20 protein-coding genes are annotated in these 21710 nt (G+C 57.8%); 12 read left to right on the forward strand and 8 right to left on the reverse strand.

Annotated features, from left to right (window positions below):
* The first annotated feature begins 6 nt into the window (after positions 1–6).
* The 7 genes from V6942_RS01535 (at position 7) to V6942_RS01565 (ending at position 7059) form a co-directional block, all read left to right on the forward strand.
* On the forward strand, positions 7–420 hold the full coding sequence (locus V6942_RS01535; RefSeq protein WP_182929128.1) for a BMC domain-containing protein: 414 nt from the start codon (positions 7–9) through the stop codon (positions 418–420).
* Positions 417–1037 (forward strand): phosphate propanoyltransferase, encoded by a 621-nt coding sequence (locus V6942_RS01540; protein ID WP_106926160.1) that lies wholly within the window; start codon positions 417–419, stop codon positions 1035–1037. The genes V6942_RS01535 and V6942_RS01540 overlap by 4 nt, the downstream gene beginning before the upstream one ends.
* 11 nt (positions 1038–1048) lie before the next feature.
* A complete protein-coding gene (locus V6942_RS01545; protein ID WP_182929130.1) occupies positions 1049–1729 on the forward strand; it encodes a hypothetical protein in 681 nt (226 codons plus the stop codon).
* A 19-nt stretch (positions 1730–1748) separates the two neighbouring features.
* On the forward strand, positions 1749–2159 hold the full coding sequence (locus V6942_RS01550) for a DMT family transporter (protein WP_106926156.1): 411 nt from the start codon (positions 1749–1751) through the stop codon (positions 2157–2159).
* Positions 2160–2176: 17 nt separating this feature from the next.
* Positions 2177–2506 carry a DMT family transporter gene (locus V6942_RS01555; protein WP_106926154.1) on the forward strand — a complete coding sequence of 110 codons (330 nt, stop codon included), beginning with the start codon at positions 2177–2179 and terminating at the stop codon, positions 2504–2506.
* 690 nt (positions 2507–3196) lie between these two features.
* Positions 3197–4720, forward strand: a complete 1524-nt coding sequence (locus V6942_RS01560; protein WP_182929131.1) for a sensor domain-containing diguanylate cyclase — start codon at positions 3197–3199, stop codon at positions 4718–4720.
* 245 nt (positions 4721–4965) lie between these two features.
* Positions 4966–7059 (forward strand): heparinase II/III domain-containing protein, encoded by a 2094-nt coding sequence (locus V6942_RS01565; RefSeq protein WP_333500732.1) that lies wholly within the window; start codon positions 4966–4968, stop codon positions 7057–7059.
* On the opposite strand, the gene V6942_RS01570 is transcribed toward V6942_RS01565, so the two are convergent.
* Positions 7060–7755, reverse strand: a complete 696-nt coding sequence (locus tag V6942_RS01570) for a FadR/GntR family transcriptional regulator (protein ID WP_106926148.1) — start codon at positions 7753–7755, stop codon at positions 7060–7062.
* 317 nt (positions 7756–8072) lie between these two features.
* Here V6942_RS01570 and V6942_RS01575 point away from each other — a divergent pair, with 317 nt between their 5' ends.
* From V6942_RS01575 to V6942_RS01585, 3 genes are all read left to right on the forward strand, one after another.
* Complete coding sequence (locus V6942_RS01575) at positions 8073–9857, forward strand: sodium:solute symporter family transporter (RefSeq protein WP_182929133.1); 1785 nt, start codon at positions 8073–8075, stop codon at positions 9855–9857.
* Complete coding sequence (locus V6942_RS01580; protein ID WP_106926144.1) at positions 9835–10611, forward strand: SDR family NAD(P)-dependent oxidoreductase; 777 nt, start codon at positions 9835–9837, stop codon at positions 10609–10611. The genes V6942_RS01575 and V6942_RS01580 overlap by 23 nt, the downstream gene beginning before the upstream one ends.
* Positions 10612–10792: 181 nt before the next feature.
* Positions 10793–12361, forward strand: a complete 1569-nt coding sequence (locus V6942_RS01585) for an EAL domain-containing protein (protein ID WP_182930653.1) — start codon at positions 10793–10795, stop codon at positions 12359–12361.
* On the opposite strand, the gene V6942_RS01590 is transcribed toward V6942_RS01585, so the two are convergent.
* Both V6942_RS01590 and V6942_RS01595 read right to left on the reverse strand, forming a co-directional pair.
* On the reverse strand, positions 12352–12705 hold the full coding sequence (locus V6942_RS01590) for a hypothetical protein (RefSeq protein ID WP_182929134.1): 354 nt from the start codon (positions 12703–12705) through the stop codon (positions 12352–12354). The genes V6942_RS01585 and V6942_RS01590 overlap by 10 nt on opposite strands.
* A gap of 244 nt (positions 12706–12949) precedes the next feature.
* The gene (locus tag V6942_RS01595) at positions 12950–13555 is read right to left on the reverse strand and encodes a class I SAM-dependent DNA methyltransferase (RefSeq protein ID WP_182929135.1); all 606 of its coding nucleotides are present in this window, start codon (positions 13553–13555) and stop codon (positions 12950–12952) included.
* A 151-nt stretch (positions 13556–13706) separates the two neighbouring features.
* Here V6942_RS01595 and V6942_RS01600 point away from each other — a divergent pair, with 151 nt between their 5' ends.
* A complete protein-coding gene (locus V6942_RS01600; protein ID WP_106926138.1) occupies positions 13707–14522 on the forward strand; it encodes an SDR family NAD(P)-dependent oxidoreductase in 816 nt (271 codons plus the stop codon).
* Here V6942_RS01600 and V6942_RS01605 read toward each other — a convergent pair.
* The 4 genes from V6942_RS01605 to V6942_RS01620 all read right to left on the reverse strand — a co-directional run bounded on the left by V6942_RS01605 (position 14519) and on the right by V6942_RS01620 (position 18713).
* The gene (locus V6942_RS01605) at positions 14519–15439 is read right to left on the reverse strand and encodes a helix-turn-helix domain-containing protein (protein WP_106926136.1); all 921 of its coding nucleotides are present in this window, start codon (positions 15437–15439) and stop codon (positions 14519–14521) included. The genes V6942_RS01600 and V6942_RS01605 overlap by 4 nt on opposite strands.
* A gap of 81 nt (positions 15440–15520) precedes the next feature.
* Positions 15521–15847 carry an NIPSNAP family protein gene (locus tag V6942_RS01610; protein WP_182929137.1) on the reverse strand — a complete coding sequence of 109 codons (327 nt, stop codon included), beginning with the start codon at positions 15845–15847 and terminating at the stop codon, positions 15521–15523.
* Entirely contained in the window at positions 15844–16962 is a 1119-nt protein-coding gene (locus V6942_RS01615; RefSeq protein WP_333500733.1) for an NADH:flavin oxidoreductase/NADH oxidase, read from the reverse strand. Before V6942_RS01615 ends, V6942_RS01610 begins: the two co-directional genes overlap by 4 nt.
* 14 nt (positions 16963–16976) lie before the next feature.
* Complete coding sequence (locus V6942_RS01620) at positions 16977–18713, reverse strand: FAD-dependent oxidoreductase (RefSeq protein WP_182934698.1); 1737 nt, start codon at positions 18711–18713, stop codon at positions 16977–16979.
* 312 nt (positions 18714–19025) lie between these two features.
* Between V6942_RS01620 and V6942_RS01625 the strand changes: the two genes are divergently transcribed.
* Positions 19026–19943, forward strand: coding sequence for a helix-turn-helix domain-containing protein (locus tag V6942_RS01625; RefSeq protein WP_106926128.1), 918 nt, complete (start codon positions 19026–19028; stop codon positions 19941–19943).
* On the opposite strand, the gene V6942_RS01630 is transcribed toward V6942_RS01625, so the two are convergent.
* On the reverse strand, positions 19940–21709 hold the full coding sequence (locus tag V6942_RS01630; protein ID WP_227673980.1) for a cytochrome P450: 1770 nt from the start codon (positions 21707–21709) through the stop codon (positions 19940–19942). The two genes, V6942_RS01625 and V6942_RS01630, sit on opposite strands and share 4 nt — an antisense overlap.
* Position 21710 lies beyond the last annotated feature (1 nt).

The raw sequence follows: 21710 nt of genomic DNA on the forward strand, positions 1-21710 counted from the left end.
CCGATAATGAAAAGTTTAGGCGTCATTGAAACACGTGGACTGGTCGCCGCCGTTCAGGCCGTCGACGCCGCCTGTAAAGCCGCGGGCGTGGCCTGCATTGGCTATCGCAAGGTCGGTTCCGGGCTGGTGAGCGTCTGTTTTGAAGGCGAGATCAGCGCCATTCATACCGCCATCGAGCGCGGCGTCGCGGTAGCAAAAACCGTCGACTCGCAGGTGAAATCACTGGTGATTGCCCGCCCGGAACGCTGCGTGGTGGAAGCGCTCAGCAGCCTGAAAGGCCATCCGCCGCGTGCTAAAGCGCAGGAAAAGGTTCACGCTGAACCTGCCGTTGAGCCTCAGATTCCTGCCGTAGAGCCGACACCTCTCTCTCCGATTGTTGATGAGAAAAACGCCGTGCATAAGAAAGGGAAAAAGGCATGATTGACGCCCTGCTACAGGAAAAAATCACCGCCCGGCTGGCCCACACTGCGCCCGCCATTCCGGTGGGCATCTCTAACCGTCACGTGCATCTGTCGCAGCCGGACGTCGAAGCGCTTTTCGGCAAAGGCTATACGCTGACGCCGCTTAAGCCGCTGCGCCAGCCGGGGCAGTTTGCCGCCGAAGAGTGCGTGACCATCGTCGGCCCGAAAGGCTCGCTGACCAACGTGCGCGTCCTCGGCCCTACCCGCCCCATCACTCAGCTGGAAGTGTCGCGCGCCGACTGCTTCGCGCTGGGTATTAAGGCGCCGGTCCGCGAATCCGGTCAATTGGAGAACGCGGGCAGCGCGCTGCTGGTGGGGCCGAAAGGCCACGTTGAACTTCATTCGCAGGTGATTTGCGCCTGGCGTCATATTCATATGTCGCCGCAGGATGCTCGGGCGCTGAACGTCAGCAATGGGCAAAAGGTCAGCGTACGCAGCGGCGGTGAACGCCAGCTCACCTTCGACGAAGTGGTGGTGCGGGTGCGCGATGATTTCGCCCTTGAGTTTCACATCGACACCGAAGAAGCCAACGCCGCCGGGCTGAAAAACGGCGCGCAGGTGACGCTGGTGCGTTAACGGAGGCCATCATGACCGAGCAACAGATTGACCGCCTGGTGGCGCACATTCTCCAGCGCTTGCAGCCGCCGGTGCTGGTAATGGTGACCGCCGCAGAGGGCTATCGCCACGAGATTTGCCAGCGTCTGGCGCGCTGCGGCGAGCGGCTGCATCTGGCGCTAGAGGGCATGCTGCCCGATAGCGAACGCTGGGCGTCGCTCGGCGAAACGCTGCCTGCGGAAAGCTGGCAACGCGCGCTGCCGCCGGCCCCTTACAAAGCGCTGCTGCTGCCGTTTCTTGATTATCCGCTGGCGATGGATCTGCTGAACGGCACGCTGCACAGCCCGGTAGCGCAGAGGGTACACGATGCGCTATGCGCCGGTATTCCGGTGCTGGCGCTGCGCTACCTTTGCGATCCGCACAGTGAGCTCAACGCCCTGCGCGGCGAAGCGGACAGCGCCTATGCGGCCCATCTTGGTACGACCCTTACCCGTCTGGCCGAATGCGGCATCATGCTCGGATCGCTGAACGATCTGCTGGCGCGGCTAGAAGCGGGCGCAAAGGCGCCCACCGTCACCGACGGCACACGGCGTTATCTGACTGTCACAGATATCGTCAATAATCCGGCGTTGGCCGATTCACCCGACGCGGTATTAACCGATGCCGCCGTCGATTTTTTAAAAACACAGAGAAAAATAACCTTACCTCGATAACACACCCTGGAGTGTAGATATGTCTTCGAAAACAAAATGCTGGCTATGGATGCTGCTGGTTATCGTCTCAGAAACCTCGGCCACCTCAACGCTTAAAATGTTTGATTCCAGCGAAGGGATGACCAAAACCCTGCTGCTGGCGCTGATCGTTGTGCTGTACTGCGTGTGCTACTACTCGCTGTCCCGCGCGGTGAAAGATATTCCGGTTGGGCTAGCCTACGCCACCTGGTCGGGCACCGGTATTCTGGTGGTCTCGACGCTGGGCATGGCCTTCTACGGCCAGCACCCGGACACCGCCGCCATCATCGGCATGGCGATTATCGCCAGCGGTATTGTCATCATGAACCTGTTCTCGAAAATGGGCCACGAAGACACAGAAGAGACGCCGCCTACCCCGGTCGCCAAACTCGATAACAATATCGCTAACTAACGCAAAAGGAATCGCTCATGTTTAATCTCGGATTTTTATGGCTGGCGCTGTCTATCGGCTCCGAAATCACCGGCACGTCAATGATCAAAAAAACCCACGGCTTTAGTAAACTGGCGCCATCGGTACTGGTGGTCTGCGCGTACGCGCTTTGCTACTTCGCGCTCACCCGCGCGATGAGCACCATTCCGGTCGGCGTGGCCTATTCACTGTGGTGCGGCTTTGGCATCGTCGGCGTCACGATCTGCTCCATGATCCTCTACAAACAGAAGCCGGATCTGCCCGCTATCTTTGCTATGCTGTTGATTATCAGCGGCGGCATCATCATGAACGTTTTCTCCGGCATGTAACGCCCGACGGCATCTTCCCCCTCGGGGAAGATGCCAGCGATTCCCCTCAGCCCATCCCTGATTCGCCATTCAGATGAAATGGCATCCCTCTTCATGATATTTCTCCCCTTTATCAGCGTTAACAAAATCCGGTTAGAAAACGCCCCTGAATTATTATATTCATGCAAAAAGGGAAGCTATACTTCCTTTAATATGGAATTCTTTATTCCTTAATGCCTAATATTTTCCGCTAATATGTAACTTTCAGAAACATACATGCGCAACACCTTTATTGATTAAAAATAATTTATTTTTTATTGCTTTAAAGCAGAATAATAAAGGCTGAAACTATCGCACAGAATTAATAGTAACAAATTGTTCTAAAAGGATTTTACACGGAAAGTTTTTATATATTAAGATCGTTTTCACCAATCAATAATAGGTTATCGATCGTTCTGCCCTGGCGTTTCATTAATGATAGTTACGATCGGTTTGAACGATCGATATGAATCAATTTAATCGTCTTTGACAATGATATTTACAGGTTGTAACATGCGCCTCCTTTAATAAATAGCAGCCTACCTTGTTCAATGGATGAATATGGCAAAATAGGGAACATAGTGTTTCCTTTTTGTAAAACGCTGCAATAGCACAATGAAAACATTGCTCTGGTACGAATGGACCTGTTGATTTTTGCTTCTGGAGAAAGCTTTGATTAGGAACCTGAATTTTCGTCGCCCTTTAAATATCTGCTTCCTGATAACGGCTATCGTATTTACCTTAGTCTGCACGGCAGTGCTGGCGCTGCAATGGCAAGATGCCAAAAGTACCTACCAACGGCAGAATTTACGCTACGTCCAAAATCTGTCGGCCTATACCGCCAAATATCTTTCTGGCTACGAAAGCATGCTGGACGAAACCATCAAGCAGCTGGCCGCCAACACTCAGGGTAAAATCCGCGACGGCGAAAACCTTCGCCACTGGCTGTTTGAGCGTTTCAACGCTATGCCCGACGCGCGTTCGCTGATTTATGCCAGCAGCGACGGTCGCTTTATCCGTCTGCCCAATGTCGATCTGGACGATGAAACCACGCGTCAGGCCGACCCACGCAACAAGATTTGGTACACCGTCGCCATGCGCGATGACTTTGACAGCGCGCATTACACCAGCAGCAGCGACATTTTTGATAACGGCAGCCGCACGCTCACTATCTCAAAATCGTTGGTCGACAACGATGATGGTGAGAAAATTGGCGTACTGGCGGTGCGCCTGAATCGCGCGTCCACTGCGGATATTCTGAACGCCGCCGTGCCGCCCCTGCCCGGACAAAAGTGGATCATGGACGGTGAAGGGCAACAGATTGCAAGCGATCGAGGCGCAATTAGCCCCGCCGTGCTGGCGGAAGTCTCGGTGAAGCTGCATAAATCTTCCCCTTTCTTCTCTCTGCCCGAAACCGGTAAATGGTATTTCACCAGCGCGATAGGCGATACCGGCTGGTACCTGGTGCACGAGGTACGCGACAGCGACTTAACATCCCATGTCTTTGACCGCAGCGACAACGTGCTTTACTGCCTGCTGTTTGGCCTGCTGGCGCTGTTCATCTGCTGGTGGATGGTCCGAATCGCCCTGAACGCGCTGTATATTCGTATCGCTAACGGTATCCGTAACGGCGCGATTGAACAAAAAGCGGCGGAAGAAATGCTGTATGAAGAGATCCACAACACCTCGGTGCAGCAGGAAAATATCAAAAATGAGGCGCTGACCGACGGCTTGACCGAGCTGAAAAACCGCCGCGCGTTTGATAACGATCTTGAGTTCATGCAGCACGCCGACGATTTGTGCCTGGCGATGATTGATATTGATAACTTTAAGTCGATTAACGATACCTACGGCCATGCCACCGGCGATATGGTGCTGAAAACCGTCTCCGACATTGGGCTGCGCCTGCGCGGGCTGGATAACATTACGCTCTACCGCTACGGCGGTGAGGAAATTGCGGTGTTATTCCAGAACGTGAGCCAGGAAGACGCACGGGTCTATCTCGAACGCTGGCGAGAAACCTGCGATCAGCGGCGGTTCCGCGAGGCGAATTTGCACGTAACGTTCAGCGCCGGTCTCACGGCCAAGGGCACAATGAGTATCGAAGAAGCGCTGGCCCTGGCGGACAAACGGCTGTACGAAGCCAAGCGTAACGGAAAAAATCGCATCATCAACACATCGGCCGAAAGTCACTAAGGTCACACGCGCCCTTCAAACCTCACCCGCACCGCAACGGCGCGGGTGAGTCAATGGATTCCACGCCCTGCCCTCGTTCAAGCGGCGAAAACCTCGATGACCCGCGTCTTCATATAGTATGACAAATTATGTTTATTTTGTGACCTGATAAACATCTTATGACCTTTTTTCTGGCTAAAAATCGGCTGAAGGCGTTATTTTCTCCATCAAATAGTCATACTAATAAACATAAACGGAGATGCTTGATGACGCTCGACCGCTCCTTATTCCTCTCACCCCCTGATATCACCGCGCTGCAGCAGCACTTCACGCGCGATACGCAGCCCGGCATCACGCTGCGTGAACAACGCCAGAAGCTGGAAACGTGGCTAGCGCGCCCGCAGTGGATCCCCGGCCACGGCGAAGGCGGCGGCCCGGAACATGCTCAGCATAAAGACAACTATCAAATGATGGATCTCGCCGGCCTGCACTGGCTGCTGAGCGGCGACATTCGCTATCGTGATGCGCTGCTCGCGCTGCTGCGCGGTTATGCCGATGTCTACCCGACGCTTGGCAGCGCCACCAGCCGCGACAGCAACCCGCCGGGCAAACTGTTCCATCAGACGCTCAATGAAGATATGTTTTTGCTCTACGCCGCCGCGGCATGGGCCTGTGTGAAAGGCTCAGCCAGCGCCCACGATCGTGCGCACATTGAAGAGAATTTACTGTGTCTGATGGCGCATGAGGCCATCACCGTCCACCATAGCACCTTCGATATCGTCCATAACCACGGAATGTGGTCGGTGGCCGCCATTGCCGTATGCGGCCTGGCGACCGATCGCCCGGAGTGGGTGGAGATCGCCCTGCACGGCAAACGGTACGATGACGTTAGCGGCGGCTTCTACGCCCAGCTCAATCAGCTGTTCTCCCTCGACGGCTATTATATCGAAGGCCTCTATTACCAACGATTCGCTCTGCGCCCGATGCTGCTGTTCGCGACGGCGCTCGAACGCTGCCAGCCGGAACGGGAAATCTGGTCCTACCGCGATCGTTTAATCCACCGAGCCTGCATGACCCTGTTCGATATGGCCTTCCCGGACGGAACCCTGCCTGCACTGAACGATGCCTCAAAAACCATGAATCTTCGCGATGAAGGCGCGCTGATGGCGGTCAGCCTATGCCGTCAGCACTACGGCGCATCGCCACAGCTATCGGCTATCGCGCGCTATCAGCAGGCCTGCTGGCCGTGTCGGGGCGCGCTGTTGCTCAGTGAAGACGCGCAAACGCCGTCCCCTGCCCCCCTTCGCGGCTCACAGCTGGTGCGCGACGGCGTGGAAGGCGAGCGCGGGGCGGGCGGAATTCTGCGCGCTCAGCCCGCCGGGCAGTCAGAAAGCATGGCGCTGTTGTGGTGGGGCGGGCACGGCAATATTGCCGGTATGCACAGCGCCCTGAACCACGGCCATTTTGACGGCCTGCACCTGAGCTACTTTACCCGTGGACGCGAAATTCTTCAGGACTACGGCTTCGCCCGCTGGGTCAACGTCGAGCCCAAATTTGGTGGCCGCTACGTCCCAGAAAACAACGGCTATGCCAAAAAAACCGTAGCGCATAACACCGTGGTGGTGGATGAAGGCTGTCAGAACCTGGGCGACAAAGAGCGGGCGGCGGCGCATTTTGGCCATACCCATTTCTTTCTCGGCAGCAGCCAGTATCAGGGCATGAGCGCCTTTGCCGACGACTACTGGCCGGGAGTCAACCAACAACGCACGGTGCTACTGCTGTCGCTGCCGCAGTGCGAGCGCCCGCTGCTGGTCGATCTGTTTGCGCTCTATAGCGACAGCCGCCATCAGTATGACTATTGCCTGCACACTCTGGGGCAAATTATCCATTGTAACCGGGCGCTGACGACGGAACCTACCCGCTCGCCGCTTGGCGTATCGCAAGGCTATGAGTACCTTTGGCGCTGTGCCAGCGCCGAGGTGCCTGCCTCACTCGGTGCCCAGCTAAGCTGGCTTTGCGCCGACAGCTTCTACACGCTGACCAGCGCGATGCAGCAGCCCGGCGAACTGATCGTCGCCCGCAGCGGCGCCAGCGATCCGGCGTTCAATCTGCGAGAAGAACCGGCCTGGCTGCTGCGCACCCACGCACAAAACACGCTGTTTGCCAACGTGCTGGAGTGCCACGGCGAGTTCGACGAATCACGGGAAGTCTCGCGTCAGGCGCGGGGCAACGTGCGGGAGGTCATCATTGAGGAACATACGCCGACGCGGACCGTCATCCTGATTGCTTTCCATCATGGCGAGACTTGCCGGGTAGAGGTGGATAACCGCCGCGGGCGCGGCGGATTCAGCATCGCATGATTACAGGCGGTGCTTGCTGGCGTCCATCATCCCGAGGGACGCCTGGAACGCCGCCTCCGCATCGCCGGCCATGATCGCTTTATAGATACGTTCGTGGTCGTCGAGGCACATACCGCCCTCTTTTGAAGAGTGGCTGATAAACCATTTGAACACCGTCGTCAGCACGTTACCAAACGGCTGATAGAAGCAGTTGCCGGAAGACATAAAGATGATGCGATGAAAGCGCGTATCGGCATCCACCCACTGTTCGGCATCAAAGTGTTGCGCGATTCGACACATCTCTTCCCACGTCTGGGACAGGGCAATACACTGCTCCCGGGTAGCGTTAATGGCCGCCAGACGCGTAGCATGCGGTTCAATCACTCGCCGGAACTCCAGAAACTGCTGGTACATTTCCAGCGTGCCTTCCATACCGCTCAGCCATTCTAACAGCTGTACGTCGAGAATATTCCAGTCGGTGCGAGCACGAACGCGGGTGCCGGTTTTCGGGCGAGACTCCAGCAGTCCTTTGGACGATACCAGCTTCAGGGCCTCACGCAGCGCCGTACGGCTAACGCCCAGCTGTTCACACAGCTCTACTTCTGTCGGTAATACGCTGCCGGGCTGCAATTGCCCGGAAAAAATCTTGCGGGCAATGTCGCTGGCAATCAGGCCGTCCAGGCCACGCTGTGTCGTCGTAATCGTCGTGAAGTTCATGCTTTTGTCATACCTGAACAAGAATGATGCCTCAGTGTAACATAGCGGCGGGCGCCAATTAGCGCATCCAGCGCAATTTTATCGGGTTTTTCCGTACATTTAACCATCGATAGCTCACTCAATTAAGACATTTAGTCATACTAATACGGATTATTTTCACGCCACATTGTTTAATTATTCAACACAGATCACAAGTAACTCCCTTTTAAACGCCAAAAATTGAACCCGCTCGCAAAACGGTATACCGCAATTTTATTAGTCATACTAAATGACAAATAATACCTCATCTCCTGATACAACAAGCGAGTGTGGACATAATGGATATCAACATTATTGTGATGGTCGTGTACTTCGTACTGATGATTGCTATCAGCTACGCGTTTAAGAAGATGGGAACCGGTTCGGCAAGCCACTACTTCCGCGGTGGCGGCAGGATGCTGTGGTGGATGGTGGGCGCAACGGCGTTCATGGCGCAGTTCAGCGCATGGACCTTCACCGGTGCCGCCGGTCAGGCCTATCGCTACGGCTTTACGGCCATAGGCGTCTTTGCGGGGAATATTATTGGCTACATCGTCGGCTGGTGGTGGTTCGCTACCCGCTTTCGTCAACTGCGCGTCGATACACCGACGCAGGCTATCAGCCAGCGTTTTGGGCCGAAAAACGAGCAGTTCTTCACCTGGATTCTGATTCCGCTCAGCATCCTGAACGCGGGCGTGTGGCTTAACAGCCTGGCGGTGTTCGCCAGCGCGGTCTTTAAGTATGACTTAACGTTAACCCTGTGGATCACCGGGCTGGTGGTGCTGCTCATTTCACTACTGAGCGGCTCATGGGGCGTCGTGGCGAGCGATTTCGTACAAACGCTGATCGTCGCCATTATTTCGGTGGTCTGTGCGGCGGTGGCGCTGTTTAAAGTGGGCGGACCGGTCAACATGGTCAATGAATTTCCGTCCGGCTTCTTTACCGGCCCGGACACCGGCCCGCACTATATCTTGATCCTGATAGTCTGCTTCGCCTTCTTCTTTGTGAAGCAGTTGCAAAGCTTTAATAACCTGCAGGATTCCTATCGTTACCTGAACGCTAAGGACAGCGCCAACGCCAAGAAAGCCGCGCTGTTTGCCCTGTTCCTGATGCTATTCGGCACCCTGATTTGGTTCATTCCGCCATGGGCGACCGCCATTCTCTATCCGGATATGGCCCAATCGCACCCTGAACTAGGAAAAAACGCCACCGATGCGGCCTACCTGGTGTTTGCTGAACGCGCCATGCCGGAAGGAACCGTCGGGCTGCTGATGGCCGGCCTGTTTGCGGCCACCATGTCATCAATGGATACCGCGCTCAACCGCAACTCGGGGATCTTTGTGCGCAGCTTCTGGACGCCGGTGGTGAATCGTCATGAAGCGAAAAGCGAGCGCTACCTGCTGCGCGTGGGGCAAACCGCCTGCATCGTCAACGGCGTGCTGGTGATTCTGGTCGCACAGTATATGCAGTCACTGCAAGAGCTAAGCCTGTTCGATCTGATGATTCAGGTGGGAACGCTGGCCTCCGCGCCGATTATCGTACCGCTGTTCTTCGGGATGTTTATCCGTAAAACGCCGGACTGGTCGGCGTGGGGCACGGTGGTATTTGGTCTGATCGTCTCTTACGTCATCACCCACTGGATCACGGTGAAAGACGTCACCGATACGCTGGGCCTGACGCTGACTAACCGTGAACTCAAAGACCTGTCCGCCGTCTGGAATATTTTTTGTCACCTGGTGTTCACCGGCGGCTTCTTCTGCCTGTCGACGCTGTTCTACCGCGAGCCGGGCAAAGCACGCGCTTCGGTACTCGCCACCTTCTTCAGCAATATGGAAACACCGGTGTATGCCGACCACGAGCAGGACGGTTTCGACCGGCTGCAACGTAGCAAAATCGGCAAAATTTCGCTCGCCATGGGTCTCTGTATGCTGCTGATGATCCTGATTCCAAATCCATTGTGGGGACGCCTGCTGTTCCTGCTTAGCGCAACCGCCATCATGCTCTTCGGCTACGTACTGTGGCGCAGCGCCTCTTCTGATTCTTCAACACAAGGGAGCAACTATGTTTACCGACCTGAAAAATAAGCGCGTATTAATTACCGGGTCTAGCGCAGGTATGGGGCTGGCCGCAGCGCTGGCGTTCGTTCGCCAGGGGGCTAAAGTCGGCATCAACAGCCATACGGCACCGCCGGAGCTGCAACAAACCCTGGACAAACTACGTCAGTACAGCGGTGAGGTGGAGTTTTTCCAGGCCGACATCACCCGCTCGAACGACTGTGCGCATCTGGTTGATGCATTTGTTGCCCGCTTCGGCGGCCTGGACATATTGATCAACAACGCCGGCGGCCTGGGGGGACGCGCCAATCTGGAAGCCATTGACGATGCGTTCTACGATCGGGTGATGGACCTCAACGCCCGCTCGGCGCTGATGATGACAAAATTCGCCATTCCACATCTGCGCGCATCGGCAAAAGCCCGCGGAGAAACCAGCTGTGTTATCAGCACGGGCTCCATCGCCGGACGCGAGGGCGGCGGCGTTGGCGCGGGGATTTATGCCGCATCAAAAGCATGGCTCCACGATATTCACCGCAACTGGGTGAAAGAGTTCACCGCCGACGGTATCCGCTTCAATATCGTTTCACCGGGGACTATCGATACCGCCTTTCACGACGGCAAAAGCGACGAGCTGCGGGCGAAAATTGCCGCCAGTATTCCGATGGGCCGCTTCGGCTACGCCGAGGAGGTGGCGCCCGCGTTCCTGTTCTTCGCATCTCATGCCTGTAGCGGCTACATAACCGGACAGATCCTGGACGTTAACGGTGGACAAATAGCGCCATAAACGCAAAAGACGCCCCTTCAGTTAATTCTGAAGGGGTATTTCGTATCAAGCAAAAATCCGAAAGTCACAGAATAGTAGGTACAATCTTTATATTGTTATAGTCTACGGGGTCTGACCAACGATATAATCCGTCGCTAATCGTTTGCTTACTAACCTCCCGCTCGAGCACTAAGGAATCATGATGACCACGCAGCGTCTGGTGAGCATAATCACGGGCGTGCTGATTATCCTCATCTTCCTGCCCATTACGCTCAGCCTCTGGCTAGCCCACCGTCAGGCCCACGAACTCTTTAATCAGGAGCTGGATAGCTATACTGAACGCGTGATTGCTCGCTCCGAACGCGTGAGGCAGCAGACCCGCGACGCGCTGGAAGAAGTCGATCGTTTTCAAGGCGAACTCTGTAGCCTGGCGCACCTGCGTCAATTGCAGAAGGTTTCCTACCTTCATCAGTACGTACAGGGCGTATTCTACCTTGAGAACGCTGCGTCTCCCTGCGCCCTGCTGAGCAATACGCTGGCAGAGAAGGTGCCTGACTCCGAATTCACCGCGCCTGGGGGCTATCACGTCTGGCTGACCTCGCGCCACGACCTGCAAACCGATGACAAAATGGTGGCCGTCAGCAACGGTCGCTACGTTGCTATCGTCGATCCCGATTCACTGATTGACGTGTTGCCGCACCCTAACTACCCCATTCACGCTGCGTTAATTAGTGAAAACGGGCATCGGGTGATCGCCAGCAATGCCGCTATCGCGCCCGATTTCTGGCTCAATAATCTGCATGTTTTTCAGTCGACGATAGAAAAAGACGGTACGGTGTACCGCCAGCAGCATCTGCCGACGGTAGGCGCAATTTTGTTGACCTGGTCTTCCCAGCAGCCGATGGAGTCCAGCCTGCGTCACCAACTGATGGTGTGGGTTCCGCTTGGCGTTCTCCTGAGCGTTATCGCGGCGTTTCTGATGCTGCGGGTCCTGCGTCGCCTGCGTTCATCACACTACCGCATTCTCGACGCCATCCGTGCGCAAGAGATTTCCGTCCACTATCAGCCGGTGGTTGACCTGAACAGCGGGCGTATCGTTGGCGCAGAAGCGCTAGCGCGCTGGCAACAGCCGGACGGCAACTGGCTGCCGCCGGATATATTCATCCCGCTCGCTGAACAGACCGGCGTCATTAGTCAGCTCACCGAGTACATTGTGCGCTCGGTATTTGACGATCTGGGCAACTGGCTGGCGGCGCATCCGCAGCAGCATATTTCGATCAATATTTCCGCCGCCGATCTCAGTTCGCCGTCCCTACCGGCGCTGATTAAGCAACAGCTCGCGCGCTGGCGGGTATCCCCCAAGCAGATTGCCATCGAAATCACCGAGCGCGATATGGTGATGCCCAAAACCGCGTGCCCGATGATTCAGACCTACCGGGAAATGGGTCACACCCTCTCTATTGATGATTTTGGCGTCGGCTATTCGAGCCTCAGCTATTTGCAGGAACTGGACGTCGACACGCTGAAAATCGACAAATTCTTCGTCGACGCGCTGGAACATAATCGGGTGATCGGCCACATCATCGAAATGGCGAAATCGCTCAACCTCACAATGGTGGCAGAAGGGATTGAAACACCTGCTCAGCGCGAATGGCTACGAGCCCACGGCGTACAGTACGGCCAGGGCTGGCTGTTCAGCCAGGCGCTGGACAAGAAAGCGTTTATTCGCTGGGCGAAAGAGAACCTGCAAGCACATCATGCCTACTGGTGATAGGCCAGCGTTTGTACATGCAGCGGGCCTTCGGAGAGCTTCCGGCAGTGCTGCCATGTTTTTTGCCCCGCGTAGCGGTACAAAAATTCATCGGTGCGGCTACGGTGAACCAGCCTGTCGCCGTTCGTAAAGCTCACCAGCACGACGCCATCGTGCTTACGATGGCCGGACCCCACTTCATAATGCCCCTGCCACAGTTCGGATACGTGGTCATAGACATGCAGGGTAATTTCAACCAACCCGCGCGATGGGCAATTAAGATGCAGCGCCGTAGAGGTAAAATTAAGGGCCGAAGCAGGTGTTGAAACAAAAATAAGAGATAATAATAACAGCAGGTTTTTCATCATTTTACAGGTAAGCAGACTCAATTTGAGGCGCTACCATACCGATCTAATGAATACGTTTTTTTTGTTCTCGCGCAATAAAAATGCATAAATGAAAATGCAATTTTAGAAATTAAATACACTTCACAATATTATAAAAAATAAGCGGAAATATACTTTCCTGAATGGTGAATTATTTTATTTCAGAGGATGCAAAACTTCCGCCCTTTATTTCCGCAGGTGCCACACACCAGGCAACGCCGCGCTATTCTCGCTTCGCCAGCCACACGGTATGTCCGGTGCATTCCGGGTCCTCCGCGCGCATCGCCAGCACCGTGAAACCATTTTCTGCCAGCAGCGCGCGGTATTCTTCGGGGGCCAGGCTGGCGTGGAACAGCGGCTCGCCTTCAAACTCCCCCATGGCAATCCCGTCACCGGGGCCGCTGGTAAACAGCAATGCGCTCCCGGGATGGCTGTGGCGGGCAAAAACCGCAAACATCGCCCGCTGATCGCCCTGCGAGAGATGGAAAAAACTGTCCCAGGCAACCAGGCCATCGAAGGTTTCCCCCAGCGCCAGAGCGCGCATGTCCTGTAGACACCAGCGCTGCGTTGGAAACTGCGCGCGGGCATAGGCCAGCATCGCCTCGCTGCCATCAACGCCGGTCAGCGTGTACCCCTGAGCCATAAAATAGGCGGCGATAGGCTCGCCGGTACCGCAGCCGATATCCAGAATATGCCCCGTTTTTCCAACGGCAGCGAGGAAGGCATCCAGCCAGCTTTTTTCAAACAGCGCGCGCGAACGTAAGCGCACGAAGGCGTCGGCGTGACGCTGATAAAGACCGAGAATGTGCTGCGCGGCAGGATGGTCCATCCAGGGCCTCATGACAAAGGTGAATGAACGCACAGGTTAGCGAAATCGTATTCAAAAGTCCCCATCTGCTTTTCGTTCGTGCCTTTCCTTTCCCCACCGTGCGCCAAACAATGTCAGGGCATCTGTACCCTATGAAAACGTGGAGAAAACCATGACAGAATTACAAGCATCCCCGGACTGGCTGGGCCTGCGCGGCCAGGTATTTGCCGTCACCGGCGCGGCGAGCGGCATTGGCGAAGCCATCGCCACGGCGCTGGCCCAGCAGGGCGCTAACGTTGCGCTGCTCGACAGTCACCCGCAGCGCGGCGATGCGGTACGCCAGAAGCTTGAACACCTGCCGGGAAAACGGGTGGCGGTGGCCTGTGACGTCAGCTGCGAAGCGCAGGTCAAAGAGGCGGCGTTGAGCGTGCGTTCGCTGCTCGGCTCGTGCGACGGGCTGGTCAATGCGGCCGGTATTTTACGCCCCGCGGGGCTAGCGGACATCAGCCTTGAGCAATGGCAAACGCAGCTCAACGTCAATCTCACCGGCTATCTGCTGTGCGCCCGCGAATTTGCCCACGATATGCGCGCGGCCAAACGCGGCAGCATCGTCCATATCGGCTCGATTTCCGGGCGCATTCCGCAGCCGTGGAGCGGTGCCTATAGCCCCGGCAAAGCCGCCGTCGGGCTGCTGTCGCAGCAGATTGCCGTGGAATGGGGTCAGGATGGCATTCGCAGTAACCTGGTGGCTCCGGGGATGATTGAAACCGCGCTGACTGCCGACTACTACGCTCAGCCTGGCGTGCGCGAGAGCCGCGAGGCCTTTACCGCCAGCCAGCGCATCGGCAGGCCGGAAGATATCGCCAACGCGGTACTGTTTTTACTCAGTGAAAAATCCAGCTATATCAACGGGGCGGAAATTGGCGTCGACGGCGGCCTGCCGACCATGTTGATGGGCAAGCTGCCGCGCCCGGGCTTCACCCGCTAGTCGAAAGACCTGCCCGGCGACGTCGTTCGGGCAGGTTCAACGCCGGTATCGGATGGCCTATCGCGGAAATCGCGCGGTGAAAAACCGGTGCTGCGGCGGAAAAAACGAGAGAAATAGGTGGCGTCGCTGAAACCGAGATAGTCGGATATCTGGCTGACGGTCATGCTGGTATACAGCAAGCTGCGCTTCGCCTCCAGCAGCAAACGGTGGTGCAGCACGCTCAGCGCACTGCAGCCATGGAACTCGCGGCACAGCGTGTTGAGATGCACGCCGGACATCCCAATTTGACTCGCGTAGTGCGCCAGCGGCAGATGCTCGCGATAGTGGTTTTCCACCAGGTGATTAAAACGGCGAATCGTTGCCCGTTTGCGTTCTACTTTATCGCTCACTTCCACCGGCGTCGCACCGCGTCGGTTCAGCCACACCACCAGTGCGCTAAGCTGCGAATGCAGCATCATATCGCGCGCCTCGCTATCGGACTGATACTCCTGCTGTAACGTGTGGAACAGCGTATGAAGATAGTCAGCGGCCTCGCCGACCGCTACGCGTCTGGCCTGATTCAGCACCTGTAAAGCACGGCCAAACTGCCGCTCAAGCTGCGCCACCAGCGGGGCGGCAAGCGACAGGGAAAACCCCTGCGTTCCCGGTGAAAAGCGAAATCCGTGCACGCAGAGCGCGGGGATAATCTGCACGCAGGCCCCGCAGAACGCACGACGCTCACCTTCAATTTCAATGTCCCCCTGCCCCTGCTGCACGAAGAGGATCTGCACCAGATCGCTATGCTGATGGGCGCGAATGCTCCAGTCATAGAGGCTACTGCGGCTTTGAATCGATTCGCAGTGCAGCAGATCCGGCGTCGGCCAGTGCCAGCTTTCGCCGTACAGCTTGAATACCGGGATGCTGTTGGTCAGGTTCATGGTGCCTCCGTGAGTGTGATGAGCGGTTTCCCCTCACCCTAGCCCTCTCCACAAAGGGGTGAGGGTTATTGCCGCACAAAACTACCCCGCTACCGACGGCATCGCCGTGGCGCGAATCAGCCGCGTCTCCTGCGCCACAATATACGGCTCCGACGCTTTAAGGTAGGCGGCAAAATCCGGATGCGTGTCGCGCAAACGGCTACGACGCTCGTACTCCGCGAGGCTTTCATAGCCCCACAGATGAACGAACTGGTTCTGCGGCCCGACAAAACTGGTGTAAAACCCCAAAGGATTCCCCAGCGTTTCGCGCAGCACCGGCATCGCCAGGCGGTCAAACACCGCGATAAAGTCATTCATTTTACGTGGACGAATCGTGTAGATCCGGTGATCGATAAGCGGCAGATTCATCCTCTGGCCTCCTGCGGACGGTGCGTCGGCCAGCCCAGCGGCCCGAAGCGGTCATACGGTTTTGGCCACGGCGGGTTTTCCCCAAGGGCTATCGCCGCATGAATAGGCCAGTTCGGGTCGTCAAGCATCCCCCGGCCAATCGCCACCAGGTCCGCCCGCCGATCCCGGACGATCGCCTCTGCCTGCTGCGCTTCATAAATCAGCCCAACGGTAATGACTACCGCTTGCGGCAGCGCCTTTTTCACCGCTTCGGCGAACGGCACCATATAGCCCGGCTGGTCGGCCGCCGGGGTCTGACTGTAGATGTTATAGCCGCCGGAAACGTGGAGATAATCATAGCCCAGCGCGTGCAGTTCACGCGCAAACAGCACCGCTTCATCCAGCGACAGACCGCCTTCGGCAAATTCACCGCCGTTGAAGCGGACGCCGAGAGCGCGGTTTTTCGGCCAGACCTCGCGCAGCGCGCGAGCCACCTGCAGCGGAAAGCGCATACGGTTTTGCGGGCTGCCGCCGTAGTCATCTTCGCGTCGGTTGCTCAGCGGCGAGAGGAACTGGTTCAGCAGATAGCCGTTGGCCGCATGCAGCTCAATAAAGTCGACTCCCGCGTCCAGCGCCCGGCGGGCGGCATCGACGAAGCCCTGGGTAATGCGCGCCATACCCGTCTCGTCCAGCACCTGCGGTACGCGCCAGCCGGGTTTATAGGCAATCGCCGACGGCGCAACCGTCGGCCAACCGCCCTCTTCATCGCTCAACGATGCGCCCTGGCTTCGCCACGGCGCGTTGGTGCCCGCTTTACGCCCGGCATGGTTAAGCTGCACGCCAATCGGCGTCGAACTGTAGGTGCGAATACCGGCCAGCAGCGTTTGCAGCGCCTGCGCCTGATCGTGATTCCACAGCCCCAGACAGTGCGGGGTAATGCGGCCATCGGCCGTCACGCCGTTAGCCTCGCAAATCACCATACCCGCGCCGGAAACGGCCAGTCCGCCAATATGCTGAGCATGCCACGGAGTGGCGATGCCGTCCGCCCGCGCGGAATACTGCGACATGGGCGGAACCACGATACGGTTAGCCAGCGTTAGCGGGCCAACCCGTAATGAACTGAAAAGTGTCGACATGATGTTCTCCTGATTCATGAGGCGGCTTGTGCAGGCTGTACCGCCGTTTCACCGCGTGCCGCCATACTGCGGGCGGCGATGTAGCCAAAGGTCGCCGCGGGGCCAATCGTGATCCCCGCGCCGGGATAGCTGCCGCCCATGATGCTCGCCATTTCATTGCCGGCCGCATAGAGGCCCGGTATCACCCGCCCCTGGTTGTCCAGCACTCGCGCTTCGGCGTCGGTTTTCAGGCCGTGGAAGGTGCCGAGATCGCCCATATACAGCTTCACCGCATAAAAGGGCCCCTGTTCTATCGGCGCCACGCAAGGGTTAGGCTGATGGTGACTGTCGCCGAGATAGCGGTTGTAGGCCGATTCACCACGGCCAAACTGCGGATCCCGCCCCTGCCGCGCGGCGGCGTTGTAATCGCTGACGGTGCGTTCCAGCGCCTGAGGCGGCACGCCCATTTTTTGCGCCAGCTGGTGCAGCGTTTTACCTTCGAGCAGATAGCCGTTTTTCAGGTACAGCGAGACGGGTATCGGCGCCGGTTTGGCAAAGCCCATACCGTATTTGCGCAGCGCCCGGCGGTCGCAGATCTGCCAGGCGAAGGTTTCCGTATCGTCACGGCAGGTGTCTATCATGGCGATCCCGACGTCGTGGTAGGAATCCGCCTCATTACAAAAGCGCACGCCGTGACGGTTTAGCATGATAAAACCGGGCTTGTAGCGGTCGACCAGATGCGGGAAGACATACGACTGGCGACCAATTTGCACCTTCGACGCGGGGATCCACGCCGCACCGTTTGGGTAGCTGTCATCAAAGCGGGCGCCGATTCGTTCGGCCATCGCAATGCCGTCGCCGGTATCGACGCCCGGCGGCGTCGGCGACAGCTGAACACCGCCGCGCTGTACGTGCGGGTACAGTTTTTTCAGCCTCGCCTCGTCGCGGGCAAAGCCGCCGGAAGCCAGCACCACGCCACGGCGGGCGTACAGGGTGATTCGTTCACCGCCGCGTTCAACCACAACGCCGCGCACCGCGCCCTGCTCGACAATCAGATCTTTTGCCGCCACGCCGGTGTGAATAGGGATGCCAAGATCCCGTGCCGAACAGGCCAGCCGGGCGACGACCGCGTTGCCGCCGTTAGCGGTAATACCGCGCCCGTAGCGCGCCACCTCCAGCAGGTGGCGGCTCAGGCGTTTCACGACGTAGGTAAACGACTTCAGCGAACGGGTCGCGTTAAAGAAGTGCTTGAGATCGTTATTGGACGAGCTGAACATCATTCCCATAAAGGTGATGGTCCGCAGCGGCTTGCGCAGGCGCGGCATCGCGTCACCGAGCTCGCGGATATCAAATGCCTCCGGTACCACCGAACGACCGCGCATAACGCCGCCGGGCGCGTCGGGATGATAGTCGGGATATTGATACAGGTTGCAGCGAAAGCGGGTATGCTCTTCAAAAAAACGCAGCATTTCCGGCCCGTTTTTCAGGAAAGCGTCGACGACCTCCGGGCGGAAGCTGTCGCCCGCCTCCCCCTGCAAATAGGTACGCGCCGCGGCCTGACTGTCATCGATGCCCTGCTGACGCGCCAGATGGTTGTCAGGGATCCACAGCACGCCGCCCGAAAACGCGGTGGTGCCGCCAAAAACCGCGTCTTTTTCGATAACCTGAACGCTCAGCCCGTTCAGGCCAGCGGTCACCGCCGCGGACAGCCCGCCGACGCCGCTGCCAATCACCAGCACATCGCACTCACGAGCAGGAAGTTCTACAGCCATAGGGTACCTCGCAGATGAAGGATTCCGATCGTTCCATTGATGTTGCAAAAAAGTTACATGTGCATTTTTCACAGCCCTACCGGGAAAAAGAAGGGCACTTTCACGCCAAAACCTGCACTTTTCGACAATTGCCAGGAAGTGTGTGCTGGCGCAACTTTTACGCCCGTGCTGCCATAGAGAAGCGCCGCTGAGCCGACCCTCGCCACATCACAAGATGAATATTCAGCGCTTGCGCCCGGGTCCGTTTTACCGCCGAATAACAGGTCATCTCATCGTTGGAGTCACCCATGACAACCGGACAAAACCCGCACCATGCCCGCTAACGCCAGCGCCCGTCGCCACCTGCCCAACTACGCGTTGTACGGCGCGCAGCCCGGCCATGCCCCGGTGGACAGCGTGCACCATGAGCGCATTCCATCGCGCGCCAGCCGCTTTGGCTTCGAAATTGAGCCGCACTTTCACGATGCGCTCATCCAAACGCTGTACATCACGCGCGGCGGCGGTGAGACGTCGATAGATGGCCAGCGCTGGCGGCTGGAAGCGCCGTGCCTGGTGGTTATTCCGGCCCGCTCGGTACACGGTTTTCACTTTGATGCCGACATCGACGGCCACGTAGTGACCACCGCGCAGTCGGCTATTGAATCGGTCGCGATGACCGCCGCGCCCGAACTGCTGGATTTTGTGCGTACACCCGCGGTGCTGACGGTCGATCCCTACAGCCGCCGCGGCGAACCCCTGGCGGCGCTTTTCGAAGGCATCGGCCGCGAGGCGGCGCATCCGGAACGCTGGCAGTACACCGCCGGGCTGGCGCTCACCCTTGCGCTGTTTGTACAAATTGCCCGCCTGAGCGAGAAGGCGCGGCTGACGGGTAACCCCGCGCGTGCGGCCCTGGTCGCGCGAATTGAACGTTTCCGCCTGCTGCTCGATGCGCGTTGCCGTAGCCGTCAGCCGGTCGCCCGCTACGCCGAGGCCATGGGTATCTCCGCCGGGCAGCTCACCCGAATCTGCCGCGAGGCGTTCGGCATTTCAGCCATTGAAGCCATTGACCGCCGCGCCGTTCACGAAGCCCAGCGGCTGCTGATGTACTCCAGCCTCAGCGTTAAACAGATAGCCCGCGAGCTGGGCTTTCGCGACGAAGCCTACTTTGGCCGCTTCTTCCGCAAGCAAACCGGACTACGGCCCACCGAATACCGCCTTCGGGAACAGGGCCGCCTGTCACACTCCGCTTAGTCCGCCTTTGCGCGCATCTGCACAAACAGGTGCGCCGGGCCAGAGTTGGTCAAATTGTTACCGCGCACATACTCGATGGGGCGCGCAGGATCGAGACGAATCTCGCTGACCTTACGCGCCACCAGCTTCGTGGCAATCAGGGTTTCGAGCTTCGCCAGCGGCTGGCCAAGGCACTTGTGGGCACCGTTGCCGAAGCCAAGATGGCCTTGCGTATCGCGATCGATATTGAAGGTTTCGCCATCGGCAAACTTACGGCTATCGCGGTTCGCCGCCGACAGCAGCAGGCGTATCACCGCGCCTTTCGGGATCTCGACCCCCGCCACCGTCGTGGCTTCAGTGGTGATACGGCTTACCCGCTGTACGGTGCCACGGTAGCGCGCCACCTCCTCCACAAACAGTTCGGCGTCATCCATATTGTCGCGAATGCGCGCCACCAGCTGCGGCTGTTCGGCAAACATGCGAAAAGCATTGGCCACCAGGATGGTGGTGGTGTCGTGCCCGGCGATGAAAACGAAGGCGCACAGCTCTTTGGCCTCTTTTTCCGACAGCTCCCCGGCTTTCCACATTCGCGCGATATGACCGCCAATGGACGGGCTATTGCTGAGATACAGCCGCTCCATCGCCGCCTTCAGGTAGGCGAAGAAGGCCATTGCGCTTTGTTCATCGGTACCGGTTCCGGGGGCATTGCGCGCCAGACGCCCGAAGTAGCTGAAGGTTTCATCAGACCAGAACTTCATCTTTTCTTCGTCTTCGTTCGGCACATCGATCATCGCCGAAATGGTGGCGATACTCAGCGGAATGGCAAAATCCTCCACCACATCGCCGCCGCCACGGGCAAGCATTCCGTCGATTAGCGCCTCGGCACGACGTTCTATTTCAGGGATAAACGGCTCCAGGGCCAGTGGCATAAACGACGGCTGCGCCACTTTACGCAGCCGGGTATGCCCAGGGGCGTCAAACAGCGTGAGGAACGTCAGCGGCGGAGGGCTTACCACCTCAGAGGAAAACAGTTTCGGGTTGCGGATTGCCTGATAAACATCGTCATAGCGCGAGATAAACCAGACGTCAGAAGTCGCGGAGCGGCAGCGCAGCACTGGCGCGTGTTCGCGCATCCAGTTGTAGTGTGCATACGGGTCGCCCTGTGCGCCGTCGTCCACCACTTTAAAAGGCTCGAGCCCCGGCGGCCAGGCCAGCTCGTCTGAGTATGGCGGCAGCGGCGGCGCCGGCTCATGAAATGGACAGCGCGGCGCATCTGACGCTGGCAGAGGTGTAGCCGCAGGCGGCAATACGGCGCAGGGCACGTTTTTCAACGCCAGCGACCGATTCATGGTGGTGCGTGAATGCTGGGCGTGCTGGGCCAGCACGTCGCGAGCGGCATTTAAATCACCGAATTCGAAGGCGGAAACTAAATCCCGATGCTGCTGCACAATGTCGCCAACAATCTCGACGCCTGCGGTTAACGCGCGGTCGATATAGTCCTGCACCGCCAGCTCGGCATACAGCGCGATAAGCTGCGCATTACGGGTCGCTTCAATCAAGAACCGGTGGAAGGCCTGGTTAGCCGCAACGTAGCCCGCCACGTCCAGGAAGCGCCGCCCGGAGACAAATTCGGCCGTCGCATCGGCCAAACGGCGGAAGGTGGTGAGCTGCTCGCCGCTCAGCCGCCCCATGGTCAGCTGTACCGCACCGAGCTCCAGCGCCAGCCGCAGGTCAAAGGCATCGTCGACGTCCGCAGACGCGATCGGCGGCTCATCATCTGCCGCCACT

The organism is Kluyvera genomosp. 2 (assembly GCF_036759865.1).
Taxonomy (GTDB): domain Bacteria; phylum Pseudomonadota; class Gammaproteobacteria; order Enterobacterales; family Enterobacteriaceae; genus Kluyvera; species Kluyvera ascorbata_B.

Excerpts from the sequence above, each read along its gene's own strand:
- V6942_RS01535 (WP_182929128.1), top strand. The coding sequence starts at position 7 with ATGAAAAGTTTAGGCGTCATTGAAACACGTGGACTGGTCGCCGCCGTT.
- V6942_RS01540 (WP_106926160.1), top strand. The coding sequence starts at position 417 with ATGATTGACGCCCTGCTACAGGAAAAAATCACCGCCCGGCTGGCCCAC.
- V6942_RS01545 (WP_182929130.1), top strand. The coding sequence starts at position 1,049 with ATGACCGAGCAACAGATTGACCGCCTGGTGGCGCACATTCTCCAGCGC.
- V6942_RS01550 (WP_106926156.1), top strand. The coding sequence starts at position 1,749 with ATGTCTTCGAAAACAAAATGCTGGCTATGGATGCTGCTGGTTATCGTC.
- V6942_RS01555 (WP_106926154.1), top strand. The coding sequence starts at position 2,177 with ATGTTTAATCTCGGATTTTTATGGCTGGCGCTGTCTATCGGCTCCGAA.
- V6942_RS01565 (WP_333500732.1), top strand. The coding sequence starts at position 4,966 with ATGACGCTCGACCGCTCCTTATTCCTCTCACCCCCTGATATCACCGCG.
- V6942_RS01570 (WP_106926148.1), bottom strand. The coding sequence starts at position 7,755 with ATGAACTTCACGACGATTACGACGACACAGCGTGGCCTGGACGGCCTG.
- V6942_RS01575 (WP_182929133.1), top strand. The coding sequence starts at position 8,073 with ATGGATATCAACATTATTGTGATGGTCGTGTACTTCGTACTGATGATT.
- V6942_RS01580 (WP_106926144.1), top strand. The coding sequence starts at position 9,835 with ATGTTTACCGACCTGAAAAATAAGCGCGTATTAATTACCGGGTCTAGC.
- V6942_RS01585 (WP_182930653.1), top strand. The coding sequence starts at position 10,793 with ATGACCACGCAGCGTCTGGTGAGCATAATCACGGGCGTGCTGATTATC.
- V6942_RS01590 (WP_182929134.1), bottom strand. The coding sequence starts at position 12,705 with ATGAAAAACCTGCTGTTATTATTATCTCTTATTTTTGTTTCAACACCT.
- V6942_RS01595 (WP_182929135.1), bottom strand. The coding sequence starts at position 13,555 with ATGGACCATCCTGCCGCGCAGCACATTCTCGGTCTTTATCAGCGTCAC.
- V6942_RS01600 (WP_106926138.1), top strand. The coding sequence starts at position 13,707 with ATGACAGAATTACAAGCATCCCCGGACTGGCTGGGCCTGCGCGGCCAG.
- V6942_RS01605 (WP_106926136.1), bottom strand. The coding sequence starts at position 15,439 with ATGAACCTGACCAACAGCATCCCGGTATTCAAGCTGTACGGCGAAAGC.
- V6942_RS01610 (WP_182929137.1), bottom strand. The coding sequence starts at position 15,847 with ATGAATCTGCCGCTTATCGATCACCGGATCTACACGATTCGTCCACGT.
- V6942_RS01615 (WP_333500733.1), bottom strand. The coding sequence starts at position 16,962 with ATGTCGACACTTTTCAGTTCATTACGGGTTGGCCCGCTAACGCTGGCT.
- V6942_RS01620 (WP_182934698.1), bottom strand. The coding sequence starts at position 18,713 with ATGGCTGTAGAACTTCCTGCTCGTGAGTGCGATGTGCTGGTGATTGGC.
- V6942_RS01625 (WP_106926128.1), top strand. The coding sequence starts at position 19,026 with ATGCCCGCTAACGCCAGCGCCCGTCGCCACCTGCCCAACTACGCGTTG.